Below are 23,724 nucleotides of genomic sequence, written 5' to 3'. Positions count from 1 at the left end.
CATGTCCTCCACGCTCATCACCAACGCCCGCCTGGTCAACGAAGGCCGCACCTTCGAAGGCGACCTGCGCATCGAGAACGACCGCATCGCGCAGATCGGCAAAGGGTTGACCCCGCGTGATGGCGAACAGGTGGTGGATGCGGCCGGGCGCTGGCTGCTGCCCGGGATGATCGACGACCAGGTGCACTTCCGCGAACCGGGCCTGACCCACAAGGGCGACATCGCCAGCGAGTCGGCCGCGGCCGTGGCCGGTGGCCTGACCAGCTTCATGGACATGCCCAACACCAACCCGCCGACGCTCGACTCGACCATCCTCGAAGCCAAGTACGAGCTGGCACGCGGCCGTGCCTGGGCCAACTACGGCTTCTACCACGGCGCCAGCAACGACAACCTGGACGCCATCCGCGCGCTCGACCCGAAGAAGGCGCCGGGCGTGAAGGTGTTCATGGGTGCGTCCACCGGCAACATGCTGGTCGACAACCCGGAAACCCTGGACGCGATCTTCCGCGAGTGCCCGACCCCGATCATCACGCACTGCGAAGACACGCCGATGATCGATGCCAACCTGAAGGCCTTCCAGGAAAAATACGGCGACGCGCTGACCCCGGAGATGCACCCGGACATCCGTTCGCGCGAAGCCTGCATCAAGTCGACGCGGCTGGCCATGTCGCTGGCGCGCAAGCACGGCACCCGCCTGCACGTGCTGCACATCTCCACCGCCGACGAACTGGCGCTGTTCGAGAAGGGCCCGCTGATCCGCGCCGACGGCAGCCGCAAGCAGATCACCGCCGAGACCTGCGTGCATTTCCTGCACTTCGCCCGCCCGGACTACGCCACCAAGGGCAACCTGATCAAGTGCAATCCGGCGATCAAGGACGTGGCTGATCGCGAGGCGATCACCGCCGCATTGGCTGACGACGTGCTGGATGTCCTGGCCACCGACCACGCCCCGCATACCTGGGAAGAGAAGCAGAAGCCCTATGCGCAGGCGCCGTCCGGCCTGCCGCTGGTGCAGTACGCGCTGGTCGCCGCGCTGGAACGCGTGCACGAAGGCAAACTGACCCGCGAGCAGGTGGTGCAGAAATTCGCCCATGCTCCCGCCCAGTTGTTCGACGTGGAAGAGCGTGGCTTCCTGCGCGAAGGCTACTTCGCCGACCTGGTGCTGGTGGAAGACGTGCCGTTCACGGTCAAGCGCGAGGACGTGCTGTCCAAGTGCGGCTGGTCGCCGTTCGAAGGCACCACGTTCCAATCGCGCATCGCTTCCACCTGGGTCAACGGCCAGCTGGTGTGGGACGGCAGCAAGCTGGCGGGTCAGCCCGCCGGCCAGCGCATGACCTACGACCGCTGATGCGTTCGGCACTCATGTTCGGGGCGCTGCTGCTGGCGGCGCCCCTGTTCCCTGCACCGTCGGCACAGGCGCAGGACGTCATCGGCGACCTGATCGACAGCCGCGTGGTGTTCCCGGCCAGCGCGTCGCAGGGCGCGCTGGTGATTGGCAAGGTTCCCGCAGGCAGCAGCGTGCGCTACGCAGGCCGCGACCTGCGCGTGAGCAGCTACGGCAGCGTGGTGTTCGGCATCGGTCGCGATGAGAAAGGCCCGCTGCAGGTGCAGATCCGCCGACCGGATGGCAGCAGCGAGACGGCCGCCATCACGGTGACGCCGCGCGACTGGCCGACCGAGCGGGTGAACGGCGTGCCGCCGAAGACGGTCAATCCGCCGCCGGCCATCGCCGAGCGGATCAAGCGCGAACAGGCGCAGGTCACCGCCGCGCGTGCGCGCGACGACAACCGCACCGATTTCACCCAGACCTTCATCTGGCCGGTGCAGGGGCGCATCAGCGGTCGCTTCGGCAACGCACGCGTGTACAACGGCCACCCCGGTGCCGGTCACTCCGGCATGGACATCGCGGTACCGACCGGCACCCCGGTGAAAGCACCGGCTGCGGGTGTGGTGACGTTCGCGGGCCCGGATCTGTACCTGACCGGCGGCACCCTGCTGCTCGACCATGGCTTCGGCGTCAGTTCGAACTTCCTGCACCTGTCGCGCATCGACGTGAAGGTCGGTGATCGCGTCGAACAGGGCCAGGTGATCGCCGCCGTCGGCGCCACCGGTCGCGCTACCGGCCCGCATCTGCACTGGGGCATGAACTGGTTCGACACCCGCATCGACCCGTTGCTGGTGCTGGAACGGAAATAACGTGCGCGGCGTCCCCGCCGGGCATGGCCCGGCGCTACCGCGTGACGGATCGTTTATCGCGCATGGGCCGTGCGATGAACTGGTAGCGCCGGGCCATGCCCGGCGAGCGCAGCGGCCAATCGTTCAGCCGCGCGCGGCCCACCATACACGCAGCAACGTGCGCACTGGCGTCGCTTCAATCGGCTTGCCTGCGGCCTGCGCCGCCAGGCGGGCACGCGCCAGGCTCGACCACACGCGGCGCGCGCGCGGACCGGGCACACGGGCGCCCCACCCTTTCAGCAGCTGCTGCGCCCAACGCTGTGCGGCATTGCCGGCATCCTCGTCCAGCAGGCTGCGCGGCACGCCGGCCACGCCAGCGTCCTGCAGGCGCTGGGCCAGGGTCTGCAACAGCACTGCACGGCCGGCGCCCTTGCGCGGCGTGTCGGCAAACACCACCGCTTCGACCGCAGCCACTGCTTCGGCATAGTTGCCCAGTGCGCGTTCGGCAGCGGCAGGGTCCAGCGCGGCAGTGCGCGCCTCGACCAGATCCGGCAGCGCCTCGGCCAGCTGCGCCCACGGCGCCCGCACCGGCTCCAGCACGCGTCCCAGCGGATGCCGCGAACGCTGCGCGGCCCAGCTGCGCAGTTCCTCGCCCCACCAGGCCAGCTTGGCGTCGGCCGGCAGCGGGTCGCCACTGGTGTTGAGCATGTCGTCGAATTCCTGCAGCAGCGCGAACCACGCCAGCGCCACAGGGCGCTGCGGTTCGGCCACGAACGGCTCAGCCACCGACCATTCCGGCCAGCGGCTGCGCCACTTGTCGAGGAAACTGTCCAGCGCGGTACTGCTCACTACGTTGTTCCTTACGGCTGGGCCGGGGTCGCCGGCCGGGTCGGCCAGAGGCTGGCCAGTTGCAGGAGTTCGGCGTTCTCGACCAGCACATCGGCCTGCCAGGCCAACGGGTCATCGCTGTGCAGGCGGTAGCCCCACAGTGCCGCCACCGACGGCATGCCGGCGGCACGCGCGGCGACGATGTCGCGCTCATCGTCGCCGACATACACGCAGTCTTCCGCTGCGATGCCGATCAGCTGCGCGGCGTGCAGCAGCGGCAACGGATGCGGCTTGCGCTCGGCCAGGGTGTCACCACCGACCAGCACCGCGCAACGCTGCTGCCAGCCGTACTGCGGCACGATCAGCCGCGCCAGGTACTCGGGCTTGTTGGTGACGATGCCCCACACCGTGCCGGCCGCGTCCAGCGCATCGAGCATGCCGGCGACGCCGTCGAACAACACGGCGTGCTGGCCGATCAAGGCTTCGTAGCGCTGCAGGAATTCCGGAATCAGCGCATCGCGCGCGGCCGCTTCCAGTTCTGGAAACGCGGCCAACACCATCGCCCGCGAGCCCTTCGACACCACCGGACGCAACTGCGCCGGATCGATCGGTGCGCGGCCACGCTCGGCCAGCATCACGTCAAGCGTGGCGACAAAATCCGGTGCGCTGTCCAGCAGGGTGCCGTCCAGGTCGAACAGCACCGCACGCGGAAATGCTGCGGCGGTCACGGCGCCTTGACCGCGTGGGCCAGGTAATTGATGTCGGTACGGCTGCTCAGGCGGGCGCGGTTGCGCCACGGCTCGTAGGCCATGCCGCTGACATCGGCCAGCTGCAGGTCGGCTTCGCGCAGCCAGCGCGCCAGCTCGGCCGGCTTGATGAATTCCTGGTAGTGGTGGGTGCCCTTGGGCAGCAGCCGCGCCACGTACTCGGCACCGACAATGGCCACTGCAAAGGCCGCGGCCGTGCGGTTGATGGTGGACAGGAACAGTTGGCCGCCCGGCTTTAGCAGGCGCTTGCAGGCCTCGATGATCGCGCCCGGATCGGGCACGTGCTCGAGCATTTCCATGCAGGTCACCACGTCGAAGCTGCCCGGCTGTTCGGCGGCGAGGTCTTCGGCGGCCTGTACCCGGTAGTCGACGCTGACACCACTTTCCAGTGCATGCAGGCGCGCGACCTTGACCAGCTCCGGCGCCAGGTCGATGGCGGTCACCTCGGCACCGGCCTGGGCCAGCGCTTCACTCAGCAGCCCGCCACCACAACCGATGTCGAGCACGCGCGCACCGCGCAGCGGCGCGCGGTCGGCAACGTACTGCAGGCGCACCGGATTCAGTGCGTGCAGCGGCTTCTGCGGGCCATCGGCGTCCCACCAGCGGTTGGCCAGCGCGGCGAACTTGTCCAGCTCGGCCTGATCGAAATTGGAAGAAGCGTGGGGGGCTGTCATGACGGTTGTCCTTGCGGCGCCTGTACTCAGGCGCGGATATGACGGATGCGCTCGCGCCACTGGCGCGCGTTGGCGATGATGCCCGGCAGGTCCATGCCGACCAGTTCACGCTGCACCAGCTTGGGCTTGCCGGCGATCCAGACATCGCTGACCTGCTGGCGACCGGTGGCGTACACCAGCTGCGACAGCACGTTGTGCAGCGGCTGGGTCTCCAGCGCGGACAGGTCGACGCAGACCAGGTCGGCCTGTTTGCCGACCTCGATCGAGCCGATGCGCTCGCCGAAGCCGAGCGCGCGGGCGCCACCCAGCGTGGACGCGCGCAACGTGGTCGCCGCGTCCAGCGCGGTGGCGTCGTCGGCCACGGCCTTGGCCAGGATCGCCGCGGTGCGGTTCTCGCTGAACATGTCCAGGTCGTTGTTGCTGGCGCAGCCGTCGGTACCGATGGCCAGGTTCACGCCGGCGCGCTGCAGGGCGCAGGCCGGGCAGAAACCGGAGGCCAGTTTCAGGTTCGATTCCGGGCAGTGCACCACGCTGACGCCACGCTCGGCGCACAGGTGGATCTCGGCCTCGGTCAGCTGGGTCATGTGCACCGCGATCAGGCGGTCGTTGACCAGGCCGAGGCGATCCAGCCGCGCCAGCGGACGCTGGCCGTGCAGCTTGATCGAATCGGTGATTTCCTGCGCGGTTTCATGGGTATGCAGGTGCACCTGCATGTCGAGCTGGTCGGACAGCATCCGCACCCGCTCGAAATTGGCATCGTTGACCGTGTACGGCGCATGCGGGGCGAACGCGGTGCCGATCAGCGGGTCGGTGCGCCACTGGTCGTGCAGTTCACCGGCCTTGGCGAAGTACTCGTCGTCGGTCTTGGCCCAGGCGGTGGGGAAATCGATGATCACCGCGCCGACCAGCGCGCGGAAGCCGTGCTTCTTGTAGACAGCGGCCTGCACGTCACCGAAGAAATAGTTTTCGTTGGCGCAGGTGGTACCGCCACGCAGCATCTCGGCGATGGCAAGGGTAGTGCCGTCGGCCACGAACTCGGGGCCGATCACCGCCGCTTCCACCGGCCAGATGTGCTGCTGCAGCCAGGTCATCAGCGGCAGGTCGTCGGCGACGCCGCGCAGCAGGGTCATCGGGTTGTGCGTATGTGCGTTGACCAGGCCCGGCATCAGCGCGGCCTCGGGCCGGCTGACTACCTGGGTGGCGCGGAAGCGCGCACGCGCCTCGGCACGCGGCAGGATGGCCACGATCTCGCTGCCACGCACGGCGACGGCATGGTCTTCCAGCACCACCGCATGCGGCTCGATCGGAACGACATAACCGGCTTCGATCAGCAGATCGCAGGCTTCGGGGAGGTGCGGGCTATCGCTCATGCGGGCTCACTGGCTATGGGGGAAGGACCGTACGTAGCCTTGGCTCCGACCTGGCGACTGATCACCGGTCAAACGGCTACCGCTGAGCTTCTGGAAGGCAAGCCCCTGAGTCAGGGGCGGCCGCGAAGCGGCGGGGTGTGGGTGCTGGTGAGCGGGGGCCCACGATCCGCATGGCGGATCGTGGGAGCGCCAGCGCGAATGCGCCGGCGCATACCCGGATTACTTGACGCGCGAGGAGTACTCGCCCGAACGGGTGTCGACCTTGATGATTTCATCCTGGTTGACGAACAGCGGCACGCGCACCACGGCACCGGTTTCCAGGGTGGCCGGCTTGCCGCCGCCGCCCGAGGTGTCGCCACGGACGCCCGGGTCGGTCTCGGTGATCTTCAGTTCGACGAAGTTCGGCGGCTGCACGAAGATCGGCGAGCCATTGAAAAGGGTGACGATGCAGGACTCTTCGCCCTTCAGCCACTTCTCGGCGCCGCCCATGCCGGCCTTGTCGGCCTGCACCTGCTCGAAGGTTTCCGGGTCCATGAAGTGCCAGTACTCGCCGTCGCTGTACATGTAGTCCATGTTGGTATCGACCACATCGGCCACTTCCACGTCGTCGGTCGCCTTCATGGTCATTTCGACCGTGCGGCCCGACTTGATGAAGCGATAGCGCACGCGGGTGAAGGCCTGGCCCTTGCCCGGCTTGATGAACTCGGTCTCGGAGATGACGGCCGGTTCATTGTTGACCAGGATCTTCATCCCGTTCTTGACATCGTTCATGCCCGCAGTGGCCATGCTCAAGCTCCTCAAATGGCGAAACCGCCGCGCGTGCGGCGAGCCGGATAGAATGGAAAGCCCACCGGAACCCCGGCGGGCAACTGTTTATGTGTCCATGATAACCGCAGGCCCCCTCTCCATGCAGCTTTCCGCCTTCCCCCGGACCCAGACGCCAGGCGCGCCCGCGCGCTGGCAGCAGCTGTGGCGGCAGGCCCTGCGCGACCCGCAGACGCTGCTGGCCCGGCTGGATCTGGATGCCGCGGCGCTGGGTGTATCAGAGGCCGCCATCGCCCAGTTCGCGCTGCGCGTGCCGGAGGGTTTCGTCGCGCGCATGCGCCGTGGTGATGCCCACGATCCGCTGCTGCGGCAGGTGCTGCCGATCGACGCGGAGATGCGCCCGGCCCCCGGGTTCAGCTTCGACGCGGTGGGCGACGGCGCAGCAAAGAAGGCCACCGGGGTCATCCAGAAGTATCGTGGCCGGGCCCTGCTGGTGGCCACCGGCAGCTGCGCGATCAACTGCCGCTACTGTTTCCGCCGGCATTTCGACTATGGCGCCGAGAACGCCGCCAAGGGGGGATGGCAGGAGGCGGTGGAGGCCATCGCTGCAGACCCGGACATCGATGAGGTGATCCTGTCCGGCGGCGACCCGCTGTCGCTGGCCACCCACAAGCTGGCCGAGCTGACCGATGCACTGCGCGGCATCGCGCATATCCGCAGGCTGCGCATCCACACGCGCCTGCCGATCGTGCTGCCCGAGCGGGTGGATGACGAGCTGCTGGCCTGGCTGGGCGACCTGCCCTGGCCGCTGGCGATCGTGGTCCACGCCAACCACGCCAATGAATTCGACGCCAGCGTCGATACCGCGATGGCCCGCCTGCGCGGCATCGGCGCCCAGCTGCTGAACCAGGCGGTGCTGCTGCGCGGGGTCAACGACAGCGTGCAGGCGCTGCAGGACCTGAGCGAGCGCAGCTTCGCCGCCGGCGTGCTTCCCTATTACCTGCACCAGTTGGATAGGGTCGAGGGCGTGGCCCATTTCGAAGTGGACGACGTCCAGGCCAAGGCCCTGATTGCCGGGCTCACTGCTCGGCTGTCCGGCTACCTGGTACCCAAGCTGGTCCGCGAACTGCCCGGCGACCCGAGCAAGCGCCCGGTGTAACAGCAGGTCCACGCCATGCGTGGATGCTTCTGCCAGGAAAGCCCATCCACGCATGGCGTGGATCTACTGTCACACGCCCGCCTCGATCATCCGCACCACCTCGGTGGCAGTGACCGGGTGGCTCAACCTATAGCCCTGACCGAGGTCGCAACCACGCTGGGCCAGCAGCTCGAACTGCGCCTCCTGCTCGATACCTTCGGCCACCACCGTGATGCCCAGTGCGTGGGCCATGGCGATGATCGCCGTGGTCAGGGCCAGATCGTCGGGGTCGCGCTGCATGTCGGCGACGAAACTCTTGTCGATCTTGACCCCGTCCACCGGCACCTGGCGCAGGTGGCTGAGACCGGAGAAGCCGGTACCGAAGTCGTCCAGCCACACCTTCACCCCCGCCCGGTGCAGACGGTCCAGCAGCTGCGCGGCCAGCATCTCATCGCCGATCACCGCCGTCTCGGTCAGCTCCAGGTGCAGCCGCGAGGCCGGCAGGCCCGACTCCTGCAGGCACTGCGCGACCAACGCCGGCAGCTCGCCACCGCGCAACTGCCGTGGCGACACATTGACCGAGACGAACAGCTCGTCGCCGGCCACGCCACTGGGCCACTGCACGGCTTCCATGCAGGCGGCACGCAGCACCTTCGGGCCGATGATCTCGATCAGGCCACTCTGCTCGGCAACCTCGATGAACACCGATGGCGGGATCGTGCCCAGCGTCGGGTGCTGCCAGCGCAGCAGCACTTCCACACCGACCATGCGGCGGTCGCGCATGCGGAAGATCGGCTGGTAGGCCAGCCGCAGCTCGCCGCGCTCCCAGGCGCCGCGCAGCTCCTGCTCCATGTGCACGCGGCGTTCGACAGCGTGATCCATGGCCCGGCTGTAGTAGCGGTAGCAGTTCTTGCCCGCCATCTTCGCCTGGTACATCGCGATGTCACCGTTCTTCAGCAGCGTTGTCGCATCCGCAGCGTCGTCAGGGAACAGGGTCACACCGATCGAAGTGCCCAGGAACAGTTCCCTGCCCTGCACCACCAGCGGCTTGCCCAGCTCGCGTACCAGCACCTCGGCCAGCAACCGCGCATTGGCCGCGACATCGCCATCGCCGACCAGGATCACGAATTCGTCGCCGCCGAACCGCGCCAGCAATGCGTCATCGCCGCCGGCCTCGGTCACGGCACGGCCGATGCGCTGGGCGAACTGCAGCAGCGCCTCGTCGCCGGCCTCATGACCCAGCGTGTCGTTGACCCGCTTGAAATCATCGATATCGGCGAACAGCAGGCCCAACCGGTGATTGGACGCACGTGCGGCCATCAACCGGTGGTCCAGCGCCTCGCGGAACGCCAACCGGTTGGTGAGGCCGGTCAACGCGTCGGTGTAGGCCATGCGCCGCACTTCGCGGTCGTGGCGGGCAATCGCATCACGCATGCGGGCAAAGCCGCGCACCAGTTCACCCACCTCGTCATCGCGGGTGTTTTCCCGCAGCGGCGCCTGGTAGTCGCCGGCTTCGATGCGCCGGGCAGCCGCGGCCAGATCGCGGATCGGCGCCACCAGCGTGCGCTGCACGTACAGGATCACCACCACGCCGATCACCACCAGCAGGCCCAGCATCAGCAGCAGCCAGCCCAGATGCCGGCTTCCCATCTGCTGCAGCCGCTCGCCGAGGGTCGCATTGGCCGCCTGCTCTCGCTGCAGCACTTCATCCAGCGCCATGCCGACGCGGACTCCACCGATGCGCTGATTGCCCATCCTGATCGGCATCGCGTTGTCGAGCACCGTGGGCGATTGCTGCACCACCAGCGACTGGGCGGCAACCGCCCCGGCAGCCAGCGGATCGTTCATCGGCTGTCCGGATCCGGGCACCCCGGCCGAGCCGTCGTGGACCAGCCGCCCGCGGTCGTCGAACACCAGTACGTAGCGCACCACCGGCTGCCGCGAAATGCTGCGCACCAGCGCTCCAACCTGGTCCAGGTCGTTGTTGCGGAGCGGACCGGCAAGCGCATCGGACAGCTCGCGCACCATGGCCTCGCCACGGCTGCGCACGCTGCGGTCGAACAGTTCGTGGATGACACCGTTGCTGAGCGACCTCACCTCGCCCTGCATCGCCGCCTGCCGCCCCAGCAGCACGGCCAGGATCGCCACCACCACCAGCATCGCCCCGCCCATCGCAAGCAGGAACCGGGCCTGCATCCCCGAGCCGAGCAACTTCATTCCACTTCCATCCGCACGCGCGTCAACCCTTGTTTCAATCCATCCAGCCACGGCTGCGCATGCGCATCGACGCGGCGGAAACCGGAAGCCCCCAACACCTTCTCAAACGCACTCTGCACCCGCCGATAACAGACGACACGCGGCAGCACGCCGGACGCGCGGCCGAACGCCGGCGGCGCCGGTCCGGCAACCGCACGGTCCACACTGCCGAGCGCATGATCCTGCGTCATCGCGAGTCGCCCCTCTCCGCTGCCCAACGCCCCCATCGCCGACCCGGCGCAGCGCGCGCCGTCCCGGCCAGCAGGGCCAAGGCCAGGCTCAGCAGTTCCCCCTGCATTGCCCTACGCAGACCCGACACAAGCTTCATCCCCCAAGGGTATCCAGACAGACTACCCGAAAAAACGGGACTGTCGTCAGCTGTCCTTGCCGTTGTTCTGGGCCAGGCGCGCCATGCGCTGGGTATCGGCCAGGATCCCGCGCAGCAGGCGCACTTCCTGCTCGCTTGGCTCGCTGCGCAGGAACAGACGGCGCAGCTTGCGCATCGCCGACTCGGGCGCGCGCCCCTTGTGGAAATCGATCTCGTCCAGCGTCTCGCCGAGCTGGGCGAAGAAGCTCTCCATCTGATCGTGGCTGGCAGCCTGCTCACGGCTGTCCGGCTCGGTCGCGGCCACGGGCTGTGCGCCCAGCAGCTGCATGCGCACTTCATAGGCCAGCACCTGCACCGCGGCCGCCAGGTTGAGCGAGCTGAACTCAGGATCGGACGGAATGTGCACTGCGGCATGGCACAGCTGCAGCTCCTCGTTGGTCAGGCCGGTACGCTCACGGCCGAACACCAGCGCCACCTCGGCGCCTTCGCCGGCCTTGGCCACTGCGCGGGCGGCGGCATCGGCCGGCAGGAACTCCTCCAGCTGGACCCGGCGCGCACGTGCGGTGCAGCCCAGCACGAACCGGCAGTCGGCCACGGCTTCGGCCAGGGTGGCCACCACCGGTGCGTCGCCGAGCACGTCCTCGGCACCGGCCGAGCGCCGGAAGGCCTCTTCATCAAGCGGCTTCTCCGGTGCTACCAGGACCAGGCGGGCCAGGCCCATGGTCTTCAGGGCACGGGCGGCGGCGCCCATGTTGCCGGGGTGTTGGGTCCCGACCAGGACGAATCGGAGGCGGGTGGCGGCAGGAAACTGGGACATGAACAGGGAAAATGTCGAGCTGGACGAAGACCAATGGTAAACTGTGCGGCCGGCCACTGCGCCGGACCCGCTCTTTTCCCCCGCCAGCCCTTCTCTTCTGCCCTTCCGGGAGCCCATGCCATGCAGAAACCCGCCGTGACCGTCATGGTCAAGGCCGCCCGCCTCGCCGGCAACGTCCTCTTGCGCAACATCAACAAGCTCGAGGCACTGAATGTAGTCCAGAAGGGCCGCATGGACTACGCCAGCGAAGTCGATGCGGACGCGGAAAAGGTGATCGTCAAGGAACTCAAGCGCGCTTACCCCGAGTACGGCATCTTCGGTGAAGAAGGTGGCGTGCAGAGCGAGCGTCGCCACATGTGGGTCATCGACCCGCTGGACGGCACCAGCAACTACCTGCGCGGCGTACCGCACTACTGCGTGTCGATCGCCCTGGTCGAGAACGGCGAGCCGACCGACGCGGTGATCTTCGATCCGCTGCGCAACGAGCTGTTCACTGCCAGCCGCGGCGCCGGCGCCGTGCTCAACGACCGCCGCATCCGCGTGGCCGACCGCAAGGATCTGGAAGGCACCATGATCCACACCGGTTTCGCCCCGCGCGAGCGCGCACGCGCCAGTGCGCAGCTGAAGTCGGTGGACGCCCTGCTGGTGCACGCCGAGGACATCCGCCGCTCGGGTTCGGCCGCGCTGGACCTGGCCTATGTGGCCTGTGGCCGCGCCGACGCCTACTTCGAGGCCGGCGTGAAGGCCTGGGACATCGCCGCCGGCGTGCTGCTGGTGCGCGAAGCCGGTGGCAAGGTCTGCGACTTCAAGGGCGCGACCCCGGCCCGCATGGACAACCGCGGCCCGGACACCCAGCAGATCGTGGCCGGCAACCTGAAGGTGGCCGAGTCGCTGCAGAAGGTGCTGGTCAACACCGGTTACGCTGCCGAGTTCGACGCGAAGTTCTGAATTTCCGCGTAAAGCGGTTCATGGAGACGGCACCTGCGAAGGTGCCGTTTTCGTTTGTGCGGTGATCGTGCTTGTCACTTTCTTTGCTCGTGCAAAGAAAGTAACCAAAGAAACACGCCGCCAGTCCGCGAGCCGGTGCTGCGCACCGGTGCCCTGCGCTTCTCGGGGAATCAGGGGACGGCGCCGAACTCGCTGCGCTCAGACATCGGCGCCTCTGCGCCCCTGATTTCCCTGCGATGCTCGGCTCGCTACAAGGCGGACCCAACGTCAAATGCCACAGCCGCACCCAGTAGATCCACGCCATGCGTGGATGCTCTTGCCGTTGATCTTGATCTTCCAGTCCGCCTTATAGCGAGCCGAGCACCGCAAGTCCGGCGAGGGCGAAGAGGTGCGGGTGTCTGAGCGCAGCGAGTTCCCGCACCGTCCCTCGACGGACTGAGAAGCGCAGGGCACCGATGCGCAGCATCGGCTCGCGGACTGGCGGCGTGTTTCTTTGGTTACTTTCTTTGCACGAGCAAAGAAAGTGACACCCATCCGCGGTCGCGGAAACGAGCCGCCGGGCGAGCCCGGCGCCAGCAATGCCTCCCCGCAAACAAAAACGCCCGGCGCGAGGCCAGGCGTTCCTGCATCTCCATCGGGGGCCGAAGCTTACGCCGCAGTCGACGCCCGCAGCGCGGCAATGCGCTCTTCCAGCGGCGGATGGCTCATGAACAGCTTCTTCGCCGTCGAACCGGCAATACCGAACGCGGCGATCTGCGTCGGCAAGGTGCTCTGGCCGTGGTTGAGCTGCAGTCGCTCCAGCGCCGAGATCATCTTCTGACGACCCGCCAGCGATGCACCGCCGGCATCGGCACGGAACTCGCGGTGGCGCGAGAACCACATCGAGATCATCGTGGCGAACAGGCCGAACACCATCTCCAGCACGAATACGATGATGTAGTAGGCAAAGCCACGGCCGCCGCCTTCGCGGTTGCCGGACAGCGCGCTGTCGATCACGCCGCCGACCACGCGGGCCAGCACGATCACGAAGGTGTTCAGCACGCCCTGCAGCAGTGCCATGGTGATCATGTCACCGTTGGCGACGTGGGCGATCTCGTGGCCGAGCACGGCTTCGGCTTCGTCCTCGCTCATGTTGTGCAGCAGGCCGGTGGACACCGCCACCAGCGCGTTGTTGCGGTTCGCACCGGTGGCGAACGCGTTGATCTCCGGGCCGTCATACACCGCCACTTCCGGCATGCCGATACCGGCCGCCTTGGCCTGTCGTTCGACAGTGGCCAGCAGCCAGCGCTCGGTCTGGTTGCGCGGCTCGGTGATCACCACCGCACCGGTGGAGCGCTTGGCCATCCACTTGGACAGCAGCAGCGAGATGAGGGAGCCACCGAAACCGAAGATCGCGGCCATGACCAGCAGGCCACTCATCTGGTTCGAATTGACCCCCAGCAGCGACATCACGATGCTGGCGAGGATCAGGACCGCGAGATTGGTCGCCAGGAACAGGGCAATGCGGGTAAACATGGGAAATTCCGGCTTGGAAGGGGTTGATATCCGTCAATTTGCGGTGCGGTCAGCTTGAATTCAAGCGCCAACCTGACCGACGATTCAGCCTGCATGACCTCCAACCTTCCCTGCGGCCGTTTCGCGCCCTCGCCCACCGGCCTGCTGCATACCGGCTCCCTGCTTGCCGCCTTCGGCAGCTGGCTGCTCGCGCGCCACCATGGCGGCCTGTGGCGGTTGCGCATCGAGGACGTCGACCCACCCCGCACGGTGGCCGGCGCGGCACAGGCGCAACTGCAGACCCTGGCCGCGTTCGGCCTGGCCCACGACGGGCCGGTGATCTGGCAAAGCGCGCGCGGCGACGCTTATCAGACTGCGCTGGACCGCCTGCTGGCCGATGGCCACGCCTTTGTCTGCCACTGCAGCCGCAGCGATCTGGCCGCCAATGGCGGCATCCATCACCACTGCGTTGCGCGGCAGCCACGAGCGGACCCGGCCGTCCGCTTCCGGGTACCTGCGGGCAGCGTGGTGCATTTCGAGGATGGCCTGCGCGGCCGGCAACAACAGGATGTCCACGCCGAGGTGGGCGACTTCGTATTGCGCCGCGCCGACGGCTGCTGGGCCTACCAGTTGGCGGTGGTCGTCGACGATGCCGCGCAGGGCGTGAACGAGGTCGTGCGCGGCGCCGACCTGCTCGATTCCACCGCCCGGCAGATCCTGCTGCAGCAGGCGCTGGACCTGCCGACGCCGCGCTACTGGCACCTGCCGCTGCTGCTGGATGCACCGGGCCACAAACTGTCCAAGTCACTGGCCGCGCTGCCGGTGGAAGCCCGCGAGCCGGTACCGGTGCTGCGCCGGTTGTGGGAACTGCTGGGCCAGCTGAGCACCGCACTGGAAGGCATCGACGAGCGGGATGCGCTGTTGGCCACCGCGCAGCGCAGCTTCGACCCCGGCCTGCTGCCGCGCGCGGACATCCTGCTGCCGGCGGGCGCACTTTCCGCGCCGATGTTGCAGAATCCCCCTTCCCCCACCTGATATCCGGACAGCTTTCCATGACATCTCGCGTCGCACTGGTCACCGGCGGAACCGGCGGCATCGGTACCGCCATCTGCCAACGCCTGGCCGACCAGGGCCACCGCGTCGCCACCAACTACCGTGACGAGGCCAAGGCCCGCGCCTGGCAGCAGACGATGACCGAACGCGGCTACCAGGTGTCGATCTTCCCGGGCGATGTCTCCGACTCGGCCAGCGCCGAAGCCCTGATCCGTGCGGTCGAAGCCGAACTGGGCCCGGTCGAGATCCTGGTCAACAACGCCGGCATCACCCGCGACACCACCTTCCACCGCATGCGCGCGGAGCAGTGGCACGATGTGATCAACACCAACCTCAATTCGGTGTTCAACGTCACCCGCCCGGTCATCGAAGGCATGCGTCGACGCGGCTGGGGCCGGGTCATCCAGATCAGCTCGATCAACGGCCTGAAGGGCCAGTACGGCCAGGCCAACTACGCCGCCGCCAAGGCCGGCATGCACGGCTTCACCATCTCGCTGGCGCGCGAGAATGCAGGCTTCGGCATCACCGTGAACACCATCTCGCCCGGCTATGTGGCCACCGACATGGTGATGGCGGTGCCCGAGGAAGTGCGCGCCAAGATCATCGCCGACATCCCGACGGGGCGCCTGGGCAAACCGGAAGAAATCGCCTATGGCGTGTCCTTCCTGGTAGCCGAAGAGGCCTCGTGGATCACCGGCAGCAACCTGGACATCAACGGCGGCCACCACATGGGCTGGTAAACGGCGCCAAGATCGAAGGATCCTGTGCTGCACCCTGCCGTTGGTCATGCTGCGCAGCACGCAAAGCCTTGTTGCGCAACATTCCGGCGACGGAAAACCAAGCCTGGCGGGGGCTGGGGCGGTTGCAACCGCTGCTGCACTGCGCCATGCTGCGCGTCTACTGTGACGAGTACCGCTTCATGGCTGCGACCCGCATCATCAAGAAGTATCCGAACCGCCGTCTGTACGACACCGAGATCTCCAGCTACATCACCATCGAGGACGTGCGCCAGCTGATCCTCGACGGCGAAGACTTCGAAGTCCGCGACGCCAAGAGCGGCGACGACCTGACCCGATCGGTCCTGCTGCAGATCATCGCCGACCAGGAGCAGGACGGTGAACCGATGCTCTCCACCCAACTGCTGAGCCAGCTGATCCGCTTCTACGGCGATTCCCTGCAGGGCTTCATGGGCAACTACCTGGAGCGCAGCATGCAGGTCTTCCTCGACCAGCAGCAGCAGTTCCGCCAGCAGATGGGCAACCTGCTGGGGCAGACGCCGTGGGCGATGATGAACCAGCTGACCGAGCGCAACCTGGAGCTGTGGCAGGAATTCCAGCGCAACATGGGCAGCGGTTTCGGTGGCCCGCGTCCCGGTGGCACCGGAACGGGCACCGGCACCGGCACGGCCGGCAAGCCGAGCGAGCCGACCGGCGGCACCGGTACCGGCGGCAAGACCCGCCGCTGAGGCAACCGCCCCGGCTGATACGAAAACGGCGCGCCATGGGCGCGCCGTTTTGTTTTCAACGACACCACGCGCGGCGTGGATCTACGGACGTTTGGCCTTGCATGCCGAGCACACCCGCTCGACCTTGTAGCCCTTCGCGCGCAGCTTCTCCACCACGCCATCGTTGCCCAGCAGGTGCAGGCCGCCCACCACCACCAGCGTACCGCCCTGCCCGGCCTGCAGGTACGGCAGCAGCTTGGGCACCCATGCATCGTTGCGGTCGGTATTGATGCGCTGATAGAGCTGCGGATACTTCTGGCGCATCTCCACGCCCATCCGGTTCCACAACAGGCGATCGTCGCCGCGACGCCAGGCCTCATGCAGCATCTGCGCCTGGGCATCGCCCTTGCCTGCTTCGTCCAGCGCCTCGGACAGCATCTGCCGCTGCTCCTGCACGCTCATGCCATCGAGCAGGTTGATCTGGCTGGACATGTCTTCCAGGCCTGCGGTCTTCTTGCCCGCCTTCTGCGCCCGCTGCATGAAGTGACGGTCCAGCCCCAGCTCCGGGTCCAGGCCCAGCTTCTGCATCTGGCCCACGGTGATGGTCAGGCCGACGAACCACGCCTTCATGCCCTGCAGCTGCGCCAGTGGCAGTTTGTTCTGCGTCGCATAGGCCTGCAGCTTCTGCCAGGTCGGCGCATCCAGGTCACGCTTGAGTTCGCTGCCATCCTTGCGGGTAGCCACCTGCACCATCTGGCTGGCCATCTGCGGCGACTGCAGTTCCTCCGGCGTCACTTCGAACAGCACGCGCTGCGAGGCTTCGAATGCCTGCTCGACGTCGCTCGACAGCGGATAGTCCTGTGGCTTCAACAGATGGAAGGAACCCAGCAGGTACAGGCGTGCATCTCCCTGTCCGGTGACCTTCCACAGCAGCGGCACCGGCGGCTTGCCAGCCGACGTTTCAACCGGCGCATCGCGCGCGGTGGCCAATGGGCCGGCGGCGCAGGCAACCAGAAAAACCGCACTGCGCAACAACAGTTTCATCAACATGTTCAGCCCTCTCCTTCAGGCAGGTGATACGCCTTTTCACCCGCTTCCACGCGCAGATCCAAGCGGTTTTCCGGCGGCGCCAACGGGCAGGTCGCATAAGCGGTGAACGCGCACGGTGGGTTGTGGGCGTGGTTGAAGTCGATCGTCACGTGACCGTCGGCGGTGGGCGCATCGGTATCCAGATAGCGGCCAGCAGGATAGCTGCCGTGGCCACTGGTACGGTCGGCGAAGATCAGGAACAGCGGCTGCCCCGGCTCGCCGATCGCTTCCAGCCGCCAGCTGCGGCCGTCACGATCGAATTCCACCGCACCGGCGTTGGGCATCTCGGTGGTCAGTCCGGTGATGTCCACGATCGGCAGGGTCTTGCCTGGTGGATGCGCGATGAAACGCGCCTGCACCTGCCATTGCGGTCCACCGGGCCAGTACTGCAGGCCGGCGAAATCGCGGCGCGCGGGTGCGTCGGCATGCTTGACCCGCAGCGCATCGCGCGCGCCGCGACGGATCAGGCTGAGCTGGCCCTTGCCACCATCGAAGGCCAGCAGGGTCGGCTGCGGATCCTTGTCGGTATCCATGCGGACACGCCCGCGCACAGGCTGTCCGTCGAGGGTGACATCCGTGCCGGACTCCGGCGTGAACCACCACTGGTCGCCTTCACGGCGCAACAGCCCCAGCTTGGCCGGCCCCACCGCCAGGCGGATGCCGCTGGTGGCACCACTGCCGACGAAGTGCGACCGGTTCTGCAACCAGTGCAGGCCGACCAGCGCGGTCCACCCATCGGGCCGGGTCAGGTCCTGGTAACGCAGCACCCGCCATTGCTGTTGCTGCGCGGCGAATGCCGGATCCTCAACGACGGCTGGCGCCGGCGTCGATGCCGGGCTGCAGGCCGCCAGCAACAGGGCCGCCAGCAGGCCGCCCATTCCCCAAAGTCGCATCGGTGCTCCCCTCAACGTCCGCGCAGGAACCAGCGGTCGATCTCCGCCAGCGAAAAACGGGCCCAGGTCGGCCGGCCGTGGTTGCACTGGCCGGACCGCTCGGTGATTTCCATGTCGCGCAGCAGCGCGTTCATTTCCGGCACGGTCAGGCGCCGGTTGGCACGCACGGCGCCATGGCAGGCCATGGTCGACAGCAGCTCGTCGCGCGCAGTGGCGATGCGACGGCTCTGGCCATGCTCGCGCAGGTCGGTCAGTACGTCGCGCAGCAGGCCTTCGGGCTCGGCATGGGCCAGCAGCGCCGGGATGCTGCGCACGTGCAGTGCGCCCGGTCCGGCGCGGGTGATCTCGAACCCGAGGGCGGCCAGCGTATCGGCCTCCGCTTCAGCGGTGTCGGCTTCGCGCTCGCCCACCGCCAGGGTGATCGGCACCAGCAACGGCTGCGACTGCAGGCCGATGCCATCGTGCGCATTCTTCAACCGCTCGTAGCCGATGCGTTCGTGCGCCGCATGCATGTCGACCACGATCAGGCCTTCGGCATTCTCGGCCAGGATGTAGATGCCATGCAGCTGAGCAACGGCGTAACCCAGCGGCGGCACCCCGGCGTCGGCACTGGTGACCGGCAGTCCGTTCTCCATCGGCATCGGCGGCAGCGCAGCACCGCGCTCGGCACCGGCGGGCGATGCATACAGCGCAGCATAGGCCGCGGGTGCATCGGCAACCTGCAGGCCCAGCGGCTGCTGGGGTCGCCATCCGGAAAAGCCACCACTTCCGCCCTGTCCCGCACCGGGTGCCGGACCGCGCACGTAGCCGAAGCTGGAGGCCGTGGCCCCCTGCATCGCAGACGCGCTGCCGCCCTCGGCCGGATGCACGGCTCCTGCACCGATCTCCTGCGCGCTCATGCCGGCGCGGGTGTCGGCCAGCGCATCCTTCAAGGTGCGGTAGACGAAGTCATGCACCAGCCGCGAATCACGGAAGCGCACCTCATGCTTGGCCGGGTGCACGTTCACATCGACGCGCGTCGGGTCCAGTTCCAGGAACAGCACATAGGCTGGCTGCCGACCGTGATACAGCACGTCGCCGTAAGCCATCTTCACCGCGTGGGCAACACTGCGGTCACGCACCGAACGGCCGTTGACGTACAGGTACTGCTGATCGGTGCTGGCACGCGAATAATGCGGCTGCGCGATCCAGCCATGCAGGCGCAGGCCGGCACTGCTGTGGTCCACGCGCACAGCCTGGCTGGCGAAGTCTTCGCCCAGGGTCTCGGCCAGGCGCACGTCCGAATACAGGTCACCCGGCTTGTAGCGACGCGATGCCTTGCCGTTGTGCGAGACACGCAGCTCGACATCGGGACGGGCCAGTGCCAGCGAGCGCAACCACTCTTCGATATGCCCCAGTTCGGTGCGCTCGGCACGCAGGAACTTGCGCCGCGCCGGCACGTTGTAGAACAACTCGCGCACTTCCACCGTCGTGCCCGGCGCATGCGCGCGCGGGGTCACCTCGCCGATCTTGCCGCCTTCGATCTGCAGTGCCGAACCGTGTTCGTCGTGGGCACGGCGCGAGGACAGGGTGAAACGGCTGACCGAAGCGATCGACGGAAGCGCTTCGCCACGGAAACCCAGCGTCGCCACTGCTTCCAGCTCGTCCAGGTTGGCGATCTTGCTGGTGGCGTGCCGCGAGACGGCCAGCGGCAACTGTTCTGCGGCAATGCCGCTACCGTTGTCGCGGATGCGGATCAGGCGCACACCGCCTTCTTCCAGTTCGATGTCGACGCGACTGGCGCCGGCATCGATCGCGTTCTCAACCAGTTCCTTGACCACCGATGCGGGCCGTTCGACCACCTCACCGGCGGCAATCTGGTTGATCAGGATTTCCGGCAGCGGCCGGATCGGACGCGGATCGGGCGCGTTCATGGGCAGATGGGGCAGGCAGACGTCATGCCACGATGATAGCGGAGCGGCGACAGGTAGAGTCGAGATCCACCGTGTGCAGCGCAAGCCAGGCAGGGCCCGGGTCTAGCAGAAGCGGGCGATCCAGCGGCTTACTTGCTGCCGCCAGCCACGGTGCTTGCGGCGTCGATCTCGGCCTGCGCGCGTGCGGCGTACAACGTCCCCGGCGGCGGTTGCCGGCTGAAGAACGTGTGCACGCCGTCCAGCACTGCACCGGCGACCTTGCGCTGGTAGGCGGGGTCGATCAAACGGCGCTCTTCATCCGGGTTGGAGATGAACGCGGTTTCCACCAGCATCGCCGGCATGTCCGAGGTGCGCAGCACGGCGAAGTTGGCGCGCTCGATGTTCGGCTTGTGGTTGTTGCCGATCCGCTTCAGCCCGCCCAGCACGTGCCCGGCAGCATCCTCGGAGGATTTCATGTAACCGCTCTGGGCCAGGTCCAGCAGGACGTTGGCCAACGTGCCTTCGGTCTGCTGCAGGCGCACGCCACCGACCAGATCGGCCGCGTTTTCCTTGTCCGCCAACCAGCGCGCACGCTGCGAAGAGGCGCCCTTGGTCGACAGCACGTACACCGACGAACCGGTGGCCGAACGGTTCTCGGCGGCATCGGCGTGGATCGAAATGAAGATGTCGGCCTTGTTCGCGCGTGCCTTCTGCGCACGCATCGGCAGCGGAATGAACACATCGCTGTCGCGGGTCAGGAACGCTTTCAGGCCGGGCGTGGCATTGACCTGTCGGGCCAGTTCACGCGCCACCGCCAGGGTGACGTCCTTCTCGCGCTTGCCGGTCGGGCCGATGGCACCGGGGTCCTGGCCGCCATGGCCCGGATCGATCGCCACCACCAGATGACGCATGCCCGGCTGCATACGGATGCGCGAGGCATCGCTGGGCATGGTCGGACGTGGCGACTCGGTCGGCGCAACAGGGGCCGGCACCGGCTTCGGCTGGGTGGTCACCACCGCGGTGGTGGCCTGACCGGCCAGGATCGCAGCCGGCGATGACGTCGGCGTGCTGCTGGCGGTGGTACCTGCTGCGGCCATCTGCACCGGTGTGGTGCTCGGCGCCGGCGTCGGCGCGGCGGGTGCCGCAGCGCTGGCACTGGCCTGCTGCTGGACCTGCGCGGTCAACAGCGCGGTGGCGCGCGCGGCATCACCACGGGACTGTGCGGTCTGTGCTGGGGTCGGGTTCGGGGTCGAAGCCGTGCTCACCGAAGATGCTGCAGGCGGCTGCGTCGGCACAGGGGTCACCGCGGGTCGGCTGGCGGCCACGGCCGGACCATCGCCCGGCCACTCGATCACCAGCTTGGATTCATTGCCTTCGCGCTGCATCTGCGGGCGGAAGGGCGCGACCGTCTCGGCCAGGTCGAATACGACACGGAAGGTGCCCGGTACCGGCTGCCCGGTGCGCACCGCCGTGACCACGCCCTGCGGCGAAGGCATCTTCAGGTTGCGCACCGCGCTGGAATCGGGGAAATCGACCACCAGCCGGTTCGGACCGGCCAACGACAGGGTCTTGTAGCCGCCACTGCCGACCAGCGCGATTTCCGCACGGGTTCCGGTAGAACCGGTATTCAGCAGGACCTGACGGACCTCACCGGCCCACGCACTGACGCTCGCCAGACCAAGTCCGACGGCGGCACAGATGGCAATGAGTCGATTCCCCGGGCGCATGACTCAGGATTCAATCACCGCACTGAACGGAATGCAACACCTTTTTCCTTAATAATCCGTAACCTGCCGGTGTTTGTTCTCGTCAGCCGACAGAAAGGGCCTGCAAGTCGCCACCTTCGGGAAGCCGCAACAGCCATTCACGTCCCGCGTCGCTGACGCCAGTGAGACGCACGCGACGCCCCTGCCCTTCAATTTCCAGTGCCACGACCAGATCGGTGGGCGGAAGTGCGCCGGCACCGCGCTCGGGCCATTCGACCAGCCACAGCACGGCACTGCCCTCGTCCAGCCCAAGGAAATCCAGCTCGCCGGCCTGGCCGATGCGATACAGGTCCAGGTGCCAGGCTTCGCCGCCGCTGGACAACGGATAGCGCTCGACCAGGGTATAGGTGGGGCTGCGGATCGCACCCTGCACGCCCAGCGCACGCAGCAGCGCGCGCGCCGTGGTCGATTTGCCGGCGCCAAGATCGCCGCGCAGTTCGACCAGCGCCTGTGGCGGACGTGTGGCTGCCAGCCACTGCCCCAGCAATTCGGTGGCATCGCTGTCGGCAAGGAAGAATTCGGTCATCGGGAACATTCCGGGTTGGCCAGCCGCCGCAGGGGCGCCAGCAGATCAGTGGGAAGCAGCCCGCGCGCACCGTCGGCAGCGGCGACGTCACCGGCCAGGGCATGCAGCAGCGCACCGCCTGCCGCCGCATCGAATGCAGACAGGCCCTGCGCGCGCAGGCTGGCGATGATGCCGGTCAACAGGTCACCCATGCCACCTACCGCCATTCCCGGGTTGCCGGCAGCAATCAGTCGAAGTGTGCGGCCGGGCGCGGCGACGATGCTGCCAGCGCCCTTCAGCACCACCACCGCGTGATAGCGCTCGGCCAGCGCCTGCGCGCTGCCGTAGCGATCGGCCTGGATTGCCGCCGTGGTGGTTTCCAGCAAGCGCGCGGCTTCGCCGGGGTGCGGGGTCAGGATCGCATCGGTCATCGCATGCGCGTCCTGCGCCAGCAGGTTCAGCGCATCGGCGTCGATCACCAGCGGCAGGCCCGACTGCAGCACACGCGCATACAGCGCGCCCGCCCATTCGTCCTGGCCCAGGCCCGGGCCGATCGCTACAACCTTGGCTTTTGCCAGCAAAGCGGGCAGCGCAGCGCCATCTTCCAGCGCATGCGTCATCGCCTCAGGCAACCTCGCCAGCAGCGGGCCGACATGATCCTGACGCGTGCCGATGCTCAGCAGACCTGCACCAGCGCGCAGCGCGGCTTCGGCGGCCATCGCGATGGCACCGCCGCTGCCATGGTTGCCGCCCACGCACAGCACATGGCCGGATTCACCCTTGTGGCTGTTGGCACGGCGCGGCGGCAGCAGATCCGGCAGGCGCGACTGTGTCCAGCACTCTGCATCAGCAACGACACCCTGCCAGGCCTCGTCGGGCAGCGTCAGCGGTGCCAGCTGTCTGCGCCCGGTGTATTCCAGCGCGTCGCCGGTGTACAGGCCACGATGGGCGACGATGAACTGCAAGGTCAGGGTCGCGCGCACGGCGGCGCCCGGTACGCAGCCACGGTCGGCATCGACGCCGCTGGGCACATCCAGCGCCAACACCGGTGCCTGCTGCACGTTCAGCGCCTCGATCAAGGCCTGTGCTGCACCGCCCGGTGCGCGGGCGAAGCCGAGACCGAACAGGGCATCGACCCATACATCGGCCTGGGCCAATTCGCCGTTGAAATCAGCGACGGTTCCCCCGGCGGACCTGAAATCCGTTGCGGCACGCTGCGCCAGTGCCGTGGAAGGCGGGCTGCCCGGCAGCGCGACCACCTGAACCTGCAGCCCCGCCTGCAGCGCATGGCGGGCCAGCACGTAACCATCGCCGCCATTGTTGCCGCTGCCAACGACCACGCCGAGCCGGCGCGCCTGTGGCCAGTGCTGCAGCAGGCACTGCCAGGCCGCCTGCCCCGCCTGCGCCATCAGGCCCCAGCCACCCTCGCCCGCCAGCGCGGACGCCTGGGCATCGAGTGTGCGTGCGGCACGGGAATCGAACAGATCGGCGAGGTTGGCCATGCGGGGATTTTATACTGGTG

21 protein-coding genes and 1 pseudogene are annotated in these 23,724 nt (G+C 67.5%); 7 read left to right on the top strand and 15 right to left on the bottom strand.

What is annotated here, in order from left to right:
• Window position 1: 1 nt before the first annotated feature.
• A complete protein-coding gene (locus HFK18_RS11675) occupies window positions 2-1,348 on the top strand; it encodes a dihydroorotase (RefSeq protein WP_180166382.1) in 1,347 nt (448 codons plus the stop codon).
• On the top strand, window positions 1,348-2,196 hold the full coding sequence (locus tag HFK18_RS11670) for a M23 family metallopeptidase (protein WP_180166381.1): 849 nt from the start codon (window positions 1,348-1,350) through the stop codon (window positions 2,194-2,196). Before HFK18_RS11675 ends, HFK18_RS11670 begins: the two co-directional genes overlap by 1 nt.
• Before the next feature lie 123 nt (window positions 2,197-2,319).
• Here the strand turns inward: HFK18_RS11670 and HFK18_RS11665 are convergent, their stop codons facing one another.
• From HFK18_RS11665 to efp, 5 genes are all read right to left on the bottom strand, one after another.
• Entirely contained in the window at window positions 2,320-3,024 is a 705-nt protein-coding gene (locus HFK18_RS11665) for a squalene/phytoene synthase family protein (protein ID WP_180166380.1), read from the bottom strand.
• A gap of 11 nt (window positions 3,025-3,035) precedes the next feature.
• Window positions 3,036-3,731 carry a phosphoglycolate phosphatase gene (locus tag HFK18_RS11660; protein ID WP_180166379.1) on the bottom strand — a complete coding sequence of 232 codons (696 nt, stop codon included), beginning with the start codon at window positions 3,729-3,731 and terminating at the stop codon, window positions 3,036-3,038.
• Entirely contained in the window at window positions 3,728-4,444 is a 717-nt protein-coding gene (ubiG, locus tag HFK18_RS11655; RefSeq protein WP_180166378.1) for a bifunctional 2-polyprenyl-6-hydroxyphenol methylase/3-demethylubiquinol 3-O-methyltransferase UbiG, read from the bottom strand. The genes HFK18_RS11660 and ubiG overlap by 4 nt, the downstream gene beginning before the upstream one ends.
• Window positions 4,445-4,470: 26 nt before the next feature.
• Window positions 4,471-5,814, bottom strand: coding sequence for a TRZ/ATZ family hydrolase (locus HFK18_RS11650; protein ID WP_089236234.1), 1,344 nt, complete (start codon window positions 5,812-5,814; stop codon window positions 4,471-4,473).
• 219 nt (window positions 5,815-6,033) lie between these two features.
• Window positions 6,034-6,600, bottom strand: a complete 567-nt coding sequence (gene efp / locus HFK18_RS11645; RefSeq protein ID WP_006379771.1) for an elongation factor P — start codon at window positions 6,598-6,600, stop codon at window positions 6,034-6,036.
• Between the two features lie 97 nt (window positions 6,601-6,697).
• Here efp and epmB point away from each other — a divergent pair, with 97 nt between their 5' ends.
• On the top strand, window positions 6,698-7,738 hold the full coding sequence (epmB, locus tag HFK18_RS11640) for an EF-P beta-lysylation protein EpmB (protein WP_180166377.1): 1,041 nt from the start codon (window positions 6,698-6,700) through the stop codon (window positions 7,736-7,738).
• A gap of 69 nt (window positions 7,739-7,807) precedes the next feature.
• Here the strand turns inward: epmB and HFK18_RS11635 are convergent, their stop codons facing one another.
• The 3 genes and pseudogenes from HFK18_RS11635 to HFK18_RS11625 all read right to left on the bottom strand — a co-directional run bounded on the left by HFK18_RS11635 (window position 7,808) and on the right by HFK18_RS11625 (window position 11,118).
• Window positions 7,808-9,934 (bottom strand): EAL domain-containing protein, encoded by a 2,127-nt coding sequence (locus HFK18_RS11635; protein WP_180166376.1) that lies wholly within the window; start codon window positions 9,932-9,934, stop codon window positions 7,808-7,810.
• A pseudogene (locus HFK18_RS22020) lies at window positions 9,931-10,026 on the bottom strand (metal-binding protein); the annotation flags it as partial. The pseudogene HFK18_RS22020 and the gene HFK18_RS11635, both read right to left, overlap by 4 nt.
• Before the next feature lie 321 nt (window positions 10,027-10,347).
• Window positions 10,348-11,118 carry an RNA methyltransferase gene (locus tag HFK18_RS11625; RefSeq protein WP_180166375.1) on the bottom strand — a complete coding sequence of 257 codons (771 nt, stop codon included), beginning with the start codon at window positions 11,116-11,118 and terminating at the stop codon, window positions 10,348-10,350.
• Between the two features lie 120 nt (window positions 11,119-11,238).
• Here HFK18_RS11625 and HFK18_RS11620 point away from each other — a divergent pair, with 120 nt between their 5' ends.
• On the top strand, window positions 11,239-12,066 hold the full coding sequence (locus HFK18_RS11620; protein ID WP_089236240.1) for an inositol monophosphatase family protein: 828 nt from the start codon (window positions 11,239-11,241) through the stop codon (window positions 12,064-12,066).
• A gap of 648 nt (window positions 12,067-12,714) precedes the next feature.
• Here the strand turns inward: HFK18_RS11620 and htpX are convergent.
• Complete coding sequence (gene htpX, locus HFK18_RS11615) at window positions 12,715-13,581, bottom strand: protease HtpX (RefSeq protein ID WP_180166374.1); 867 nt, start codon at window positions 13,579-13,581, stop codon at window positions 12,715-12,717.
• Between the two features lie 93 nt (window positions 13,582-13,674).
• Between htpX and gluQRS the strand changes: the two genes are divergently transcribed.
• The 3 genes from gluQRS to phaR all read left to right on the top strand — a co-directional run bounded on the left by gluQRS (window position 13,675) and on the right by phaR (window position 16,078).
• Window positions 13,675-14,595 (top strand): tRNA glutamyl-Q(34) synthetase GluQRS, encoded by a 921-nt coding sequence (gluQRS, locus tag HFK18_RS11610; RefSeq protein WP_180166373.1) that lies wholly within the window; start codon window positions 13,675-13,677, stop codon window positions 14,593-14,595.
• Between the two features lie 17 nt (window positions 14,596-14,612).
• A complete protein-coding gene (gene phbB / locus HFK18_RS11605; RefSeq protein ID WP_180166372.1) occupies window positions 14,613-15,353 on the top strand; it encodes an acetoacetyl-CoA reductase in 741 nt (246 codons plus the stop codon).
• Window positions 15,354-15,532: 179 nt separating this feature from the next.
• Window positions 15,533-16,078 carry a polyhydroxyalkanoate synthesis repressor PhaR gene (gene phaR, locus HFK18_RS11600; protein ID WP_108265878.1) on the top strand — a complete coding sequence of 182 codons (546 nt, stop codon included), beginning with the start codon at window positions 15,533-15,535 and terminating at the stop codon, window positions 16,076-16,078.
• A gap of 81 nt (window positions 16,079-16,159) precedes the next feature.
• Here phaR and HFK18_RS11595 read toward each other — a convergent pair whose 3' ends face one another.
• The 6 genes from HFK18_RS11595 to HFK18_RS11570 all read right to left on the bottom strand — a co-directional run bounded on the left by HFK18_RS11595 (window position 16,160) and on the right by HFK18_RS11570 (window position 23,704).
• Complete coding sequence (locus HFK18_RS11595) at window positions 16,160-17,107, bottom strand: TraB/GumN family protein (protein ID WP_180166371.1); 948 nt, start codon at window positions 17,105-17,107, stop codon at window positions 16,160-16,162.
• A gap of 2 nt (window positions 17,108-17,109) precedes the next feature.
• Entirely contained in the window at window positions 17,110-18,039 is a 930-nt protein-coding gene (locus HFK18_RS11590; protein WP_100553051.1) for a DUF1684 domain-containing protein, read from the bottom strand.
• Window positions 18,040-18,050: 11 nt separating this feature from the next.
• Window positions 18,051-19,952, bottom strand: coding sequence for a DNA mismatch repair endonuclease MutL (mutL, locus tag HFK18_RS11585; RefSeq protein ID WP_180166370.1), 1,902 nt, complete (start codon window positions 19,950-19,952; stop codon window positions 18,051-18,053).
• Between the two features lie 128 nt (window positions 19,953-20,080).
• Window positions 20,081-21,658 carry an N-acetylmuramoyl-L-alanine amidase gene (locus HFK18_RS11580; protein WP_180166369.1) on the bottom strand — a complete coding sequence of 526 codons (1,578 nt, stop codon included), beginning with the start codon at window positions 21,656-21,658 and terminating at the stop codon, window positions 20,081-20,083.
• An 82-nt stretch (window positions 21,659-21,740) separates the two neighbouring features.
• The gene (gene tsaE, locus HFK18_RS11575; protein WP_099821225.1) at window positions 21,741-22,223 is read right to left on the bottom strand and encodes a tRNA (adenosine(37)-N6)-threonylcarbamoyltransferase complex ATPase subunit type 1 TsaE; all 483 of its coding nucleotides are present in this window, start codon (window positions 22,221-22,223) and stop codon (window positions 21,741-21,743) included.
• A complete protein-coding gene (locus tag HFK18_RS11570) occupies window positions 22,220-23,704 on the bottom strand; it encodes an NAD(P)H-hydrate dehydratase (protein WP_180166368.1) in 1,485 nt (494 codons plus the stop codon). Before HFK18_RS11570 ends, tsaE begins: the two co-directional genes overlap by 4 nt.
• Window positions 23,705-23,724 lie beyond the last annotated feature (20 nt).

The sequence above is a fragment of the Stenotrophomonas sp. SbOxS2 genome, from assembly GCF_013416715.1.
In the GTDB taxonomy this organism is placed as follows: domain Bacteria; phylum Pseudomonadota; class Gammaproteobacteria; order Xanthomonadales; family Xanthomonadaceae; genus Stenotrophomonas; species Stenotrophomonas lactitubi.
This window is presented reverse-complemented; position numbering and strand designations above follow the sequence as displayed.

Excerpts from the sequence above, each read along its gene's own strand:
- epmB (WP_180166377.1), top strand. The coding sequence starts at position 6,698 with ATGATAACCGCAGGCCCCCTCTCCATGCAGCTTTCCGCCTTCCCCCGG.
- HFK18_RS11625 (WP_180166375.1), bottom strand. The coding sequence starts at position 11,118 with ATGTCCCAGTTTCCTGCCGCCACCCGCCTCCGATTCGTCCTGGTCGGG.
- HFK18_RS11620 (WP_089236240.1), top strand. The coding sequence starts at position 11,239 with ATGCAGAAACCCGCCGTGACCGTCATGGTCAAGGCCGCCCGCCTCGCC.
- htpX (WP_180166374.1), bottom strand. The coding sequence starts at position 13,581 with ATGTTTACCCGCATTGCCCTGTTCCTGGCGACCAATCTCGCGGTCCTG.
- mutL (WP_180166370.1), bottom strand. The coding sequence starts at position 19,952 with ATGAACGCGCCCGATCCGCGTCCGATCCGGCCGCTGCCGGAAATCCTG.
- HFK18_RS11650 (WP_089236234.1), bottom strand. The coding sequence starts at position 5,814 with ATGAGCGATAGCCCGCACCTCCCCGAAGCCTGCGATCTGCTGATCGAA.
- HFK18_RS11635 (WP_180166376.1), bottom strand. The coding sequence starts at position 9,934 with ATGAAGTTGCTCGGCTCGGGGATGCAGGCCCGGTTCCTGCTTGCGATG.
- efp (WP_006379771.1), bottom strand. The coding sequence starts at position 6,600 with ATGGCCACTGCGGGCATGAACGATGTCAAGAACGGGATGAAGATCCTG.
- phaR (WP_108265878.1), top strand. The coding sequence starts at position 15,533 with ATGGCTGCGACCCGCATCATCAAGAAGTATCCGAACCGCCGTCTGTAC.
- HFK18_RS11675 (WP_180166382.1), top strand. The coding sequence starts at position 2 with ATGTCCTCCACGCTCATCACCAACGCCCGCCTGGTCAACGAAGGCCGC.
- phbB (WP_180166372.1), top strand. The coding sequence starts at position 14,613 with ATGACATCTCGCGTCGCACTGGTCACCGGCGGAACCGGCGGCATCGGT.
- HFK18_RS11580 (WP_180166369.1), bottom strand. The coding sequence starts at position 21,658 with ATGCGCCCGGGGAATCGACTCATTGCCATCTGTGCCGCCGTCGGACTT.
- HFK18_RS11570 (WP_180166368.1), bottom strand. The coding sequence starts at position 23,704 with ATGGCCAACCTCGCCGATCTGTTCGATTCCCGTGCCGCACGCACACTC.
- gluQRS (WP_180166373.1), top strand. The coding sequence starts at position 13,675 with ATGACCTCCAACCTTCCCTGCGGCCGTTTCGCGCCCTCGCCCACCGGC.
- ubiG (WP_180166378.1), bottom strand. The coding sequence starts at position 4,444 with ATGACAGCCCCCCACGCTTCTTCCAATTTCGATCAGGCCGAGCTGGAC.
- HFK18_RS11595 (WP_180166371.1), bottom strand. The coding sequence starts at position 17,107 with ATGTTGATGAAACTGTTGTTGCGCAGTGCGGTTTTTCTGGTTGCCTGC.
- HFK18_RS11670 (WP_180166381.1), top strand. The coding sequence starts at position 1,348 with ATGCGTTCGGCACTCATGTTCGGGGCGCTGCTGCTGGCGGCGCCCCTG.
- HFK18_RS11590 (WP_100553051.1), bottom strand. The coding sequence starts at position 18,039 with ATGCGACTTTGGGGAATGGGCGGCCTGCTGGCGGCCCTGTTGCTGGCG.
- tsaE (WP_099821225.1), bottom strand. The coding sequence starts at position 22,223 with ATGACCGAATTCTTCCTTGCCGACAGCGATGCCACCGAATTGCTGGGG.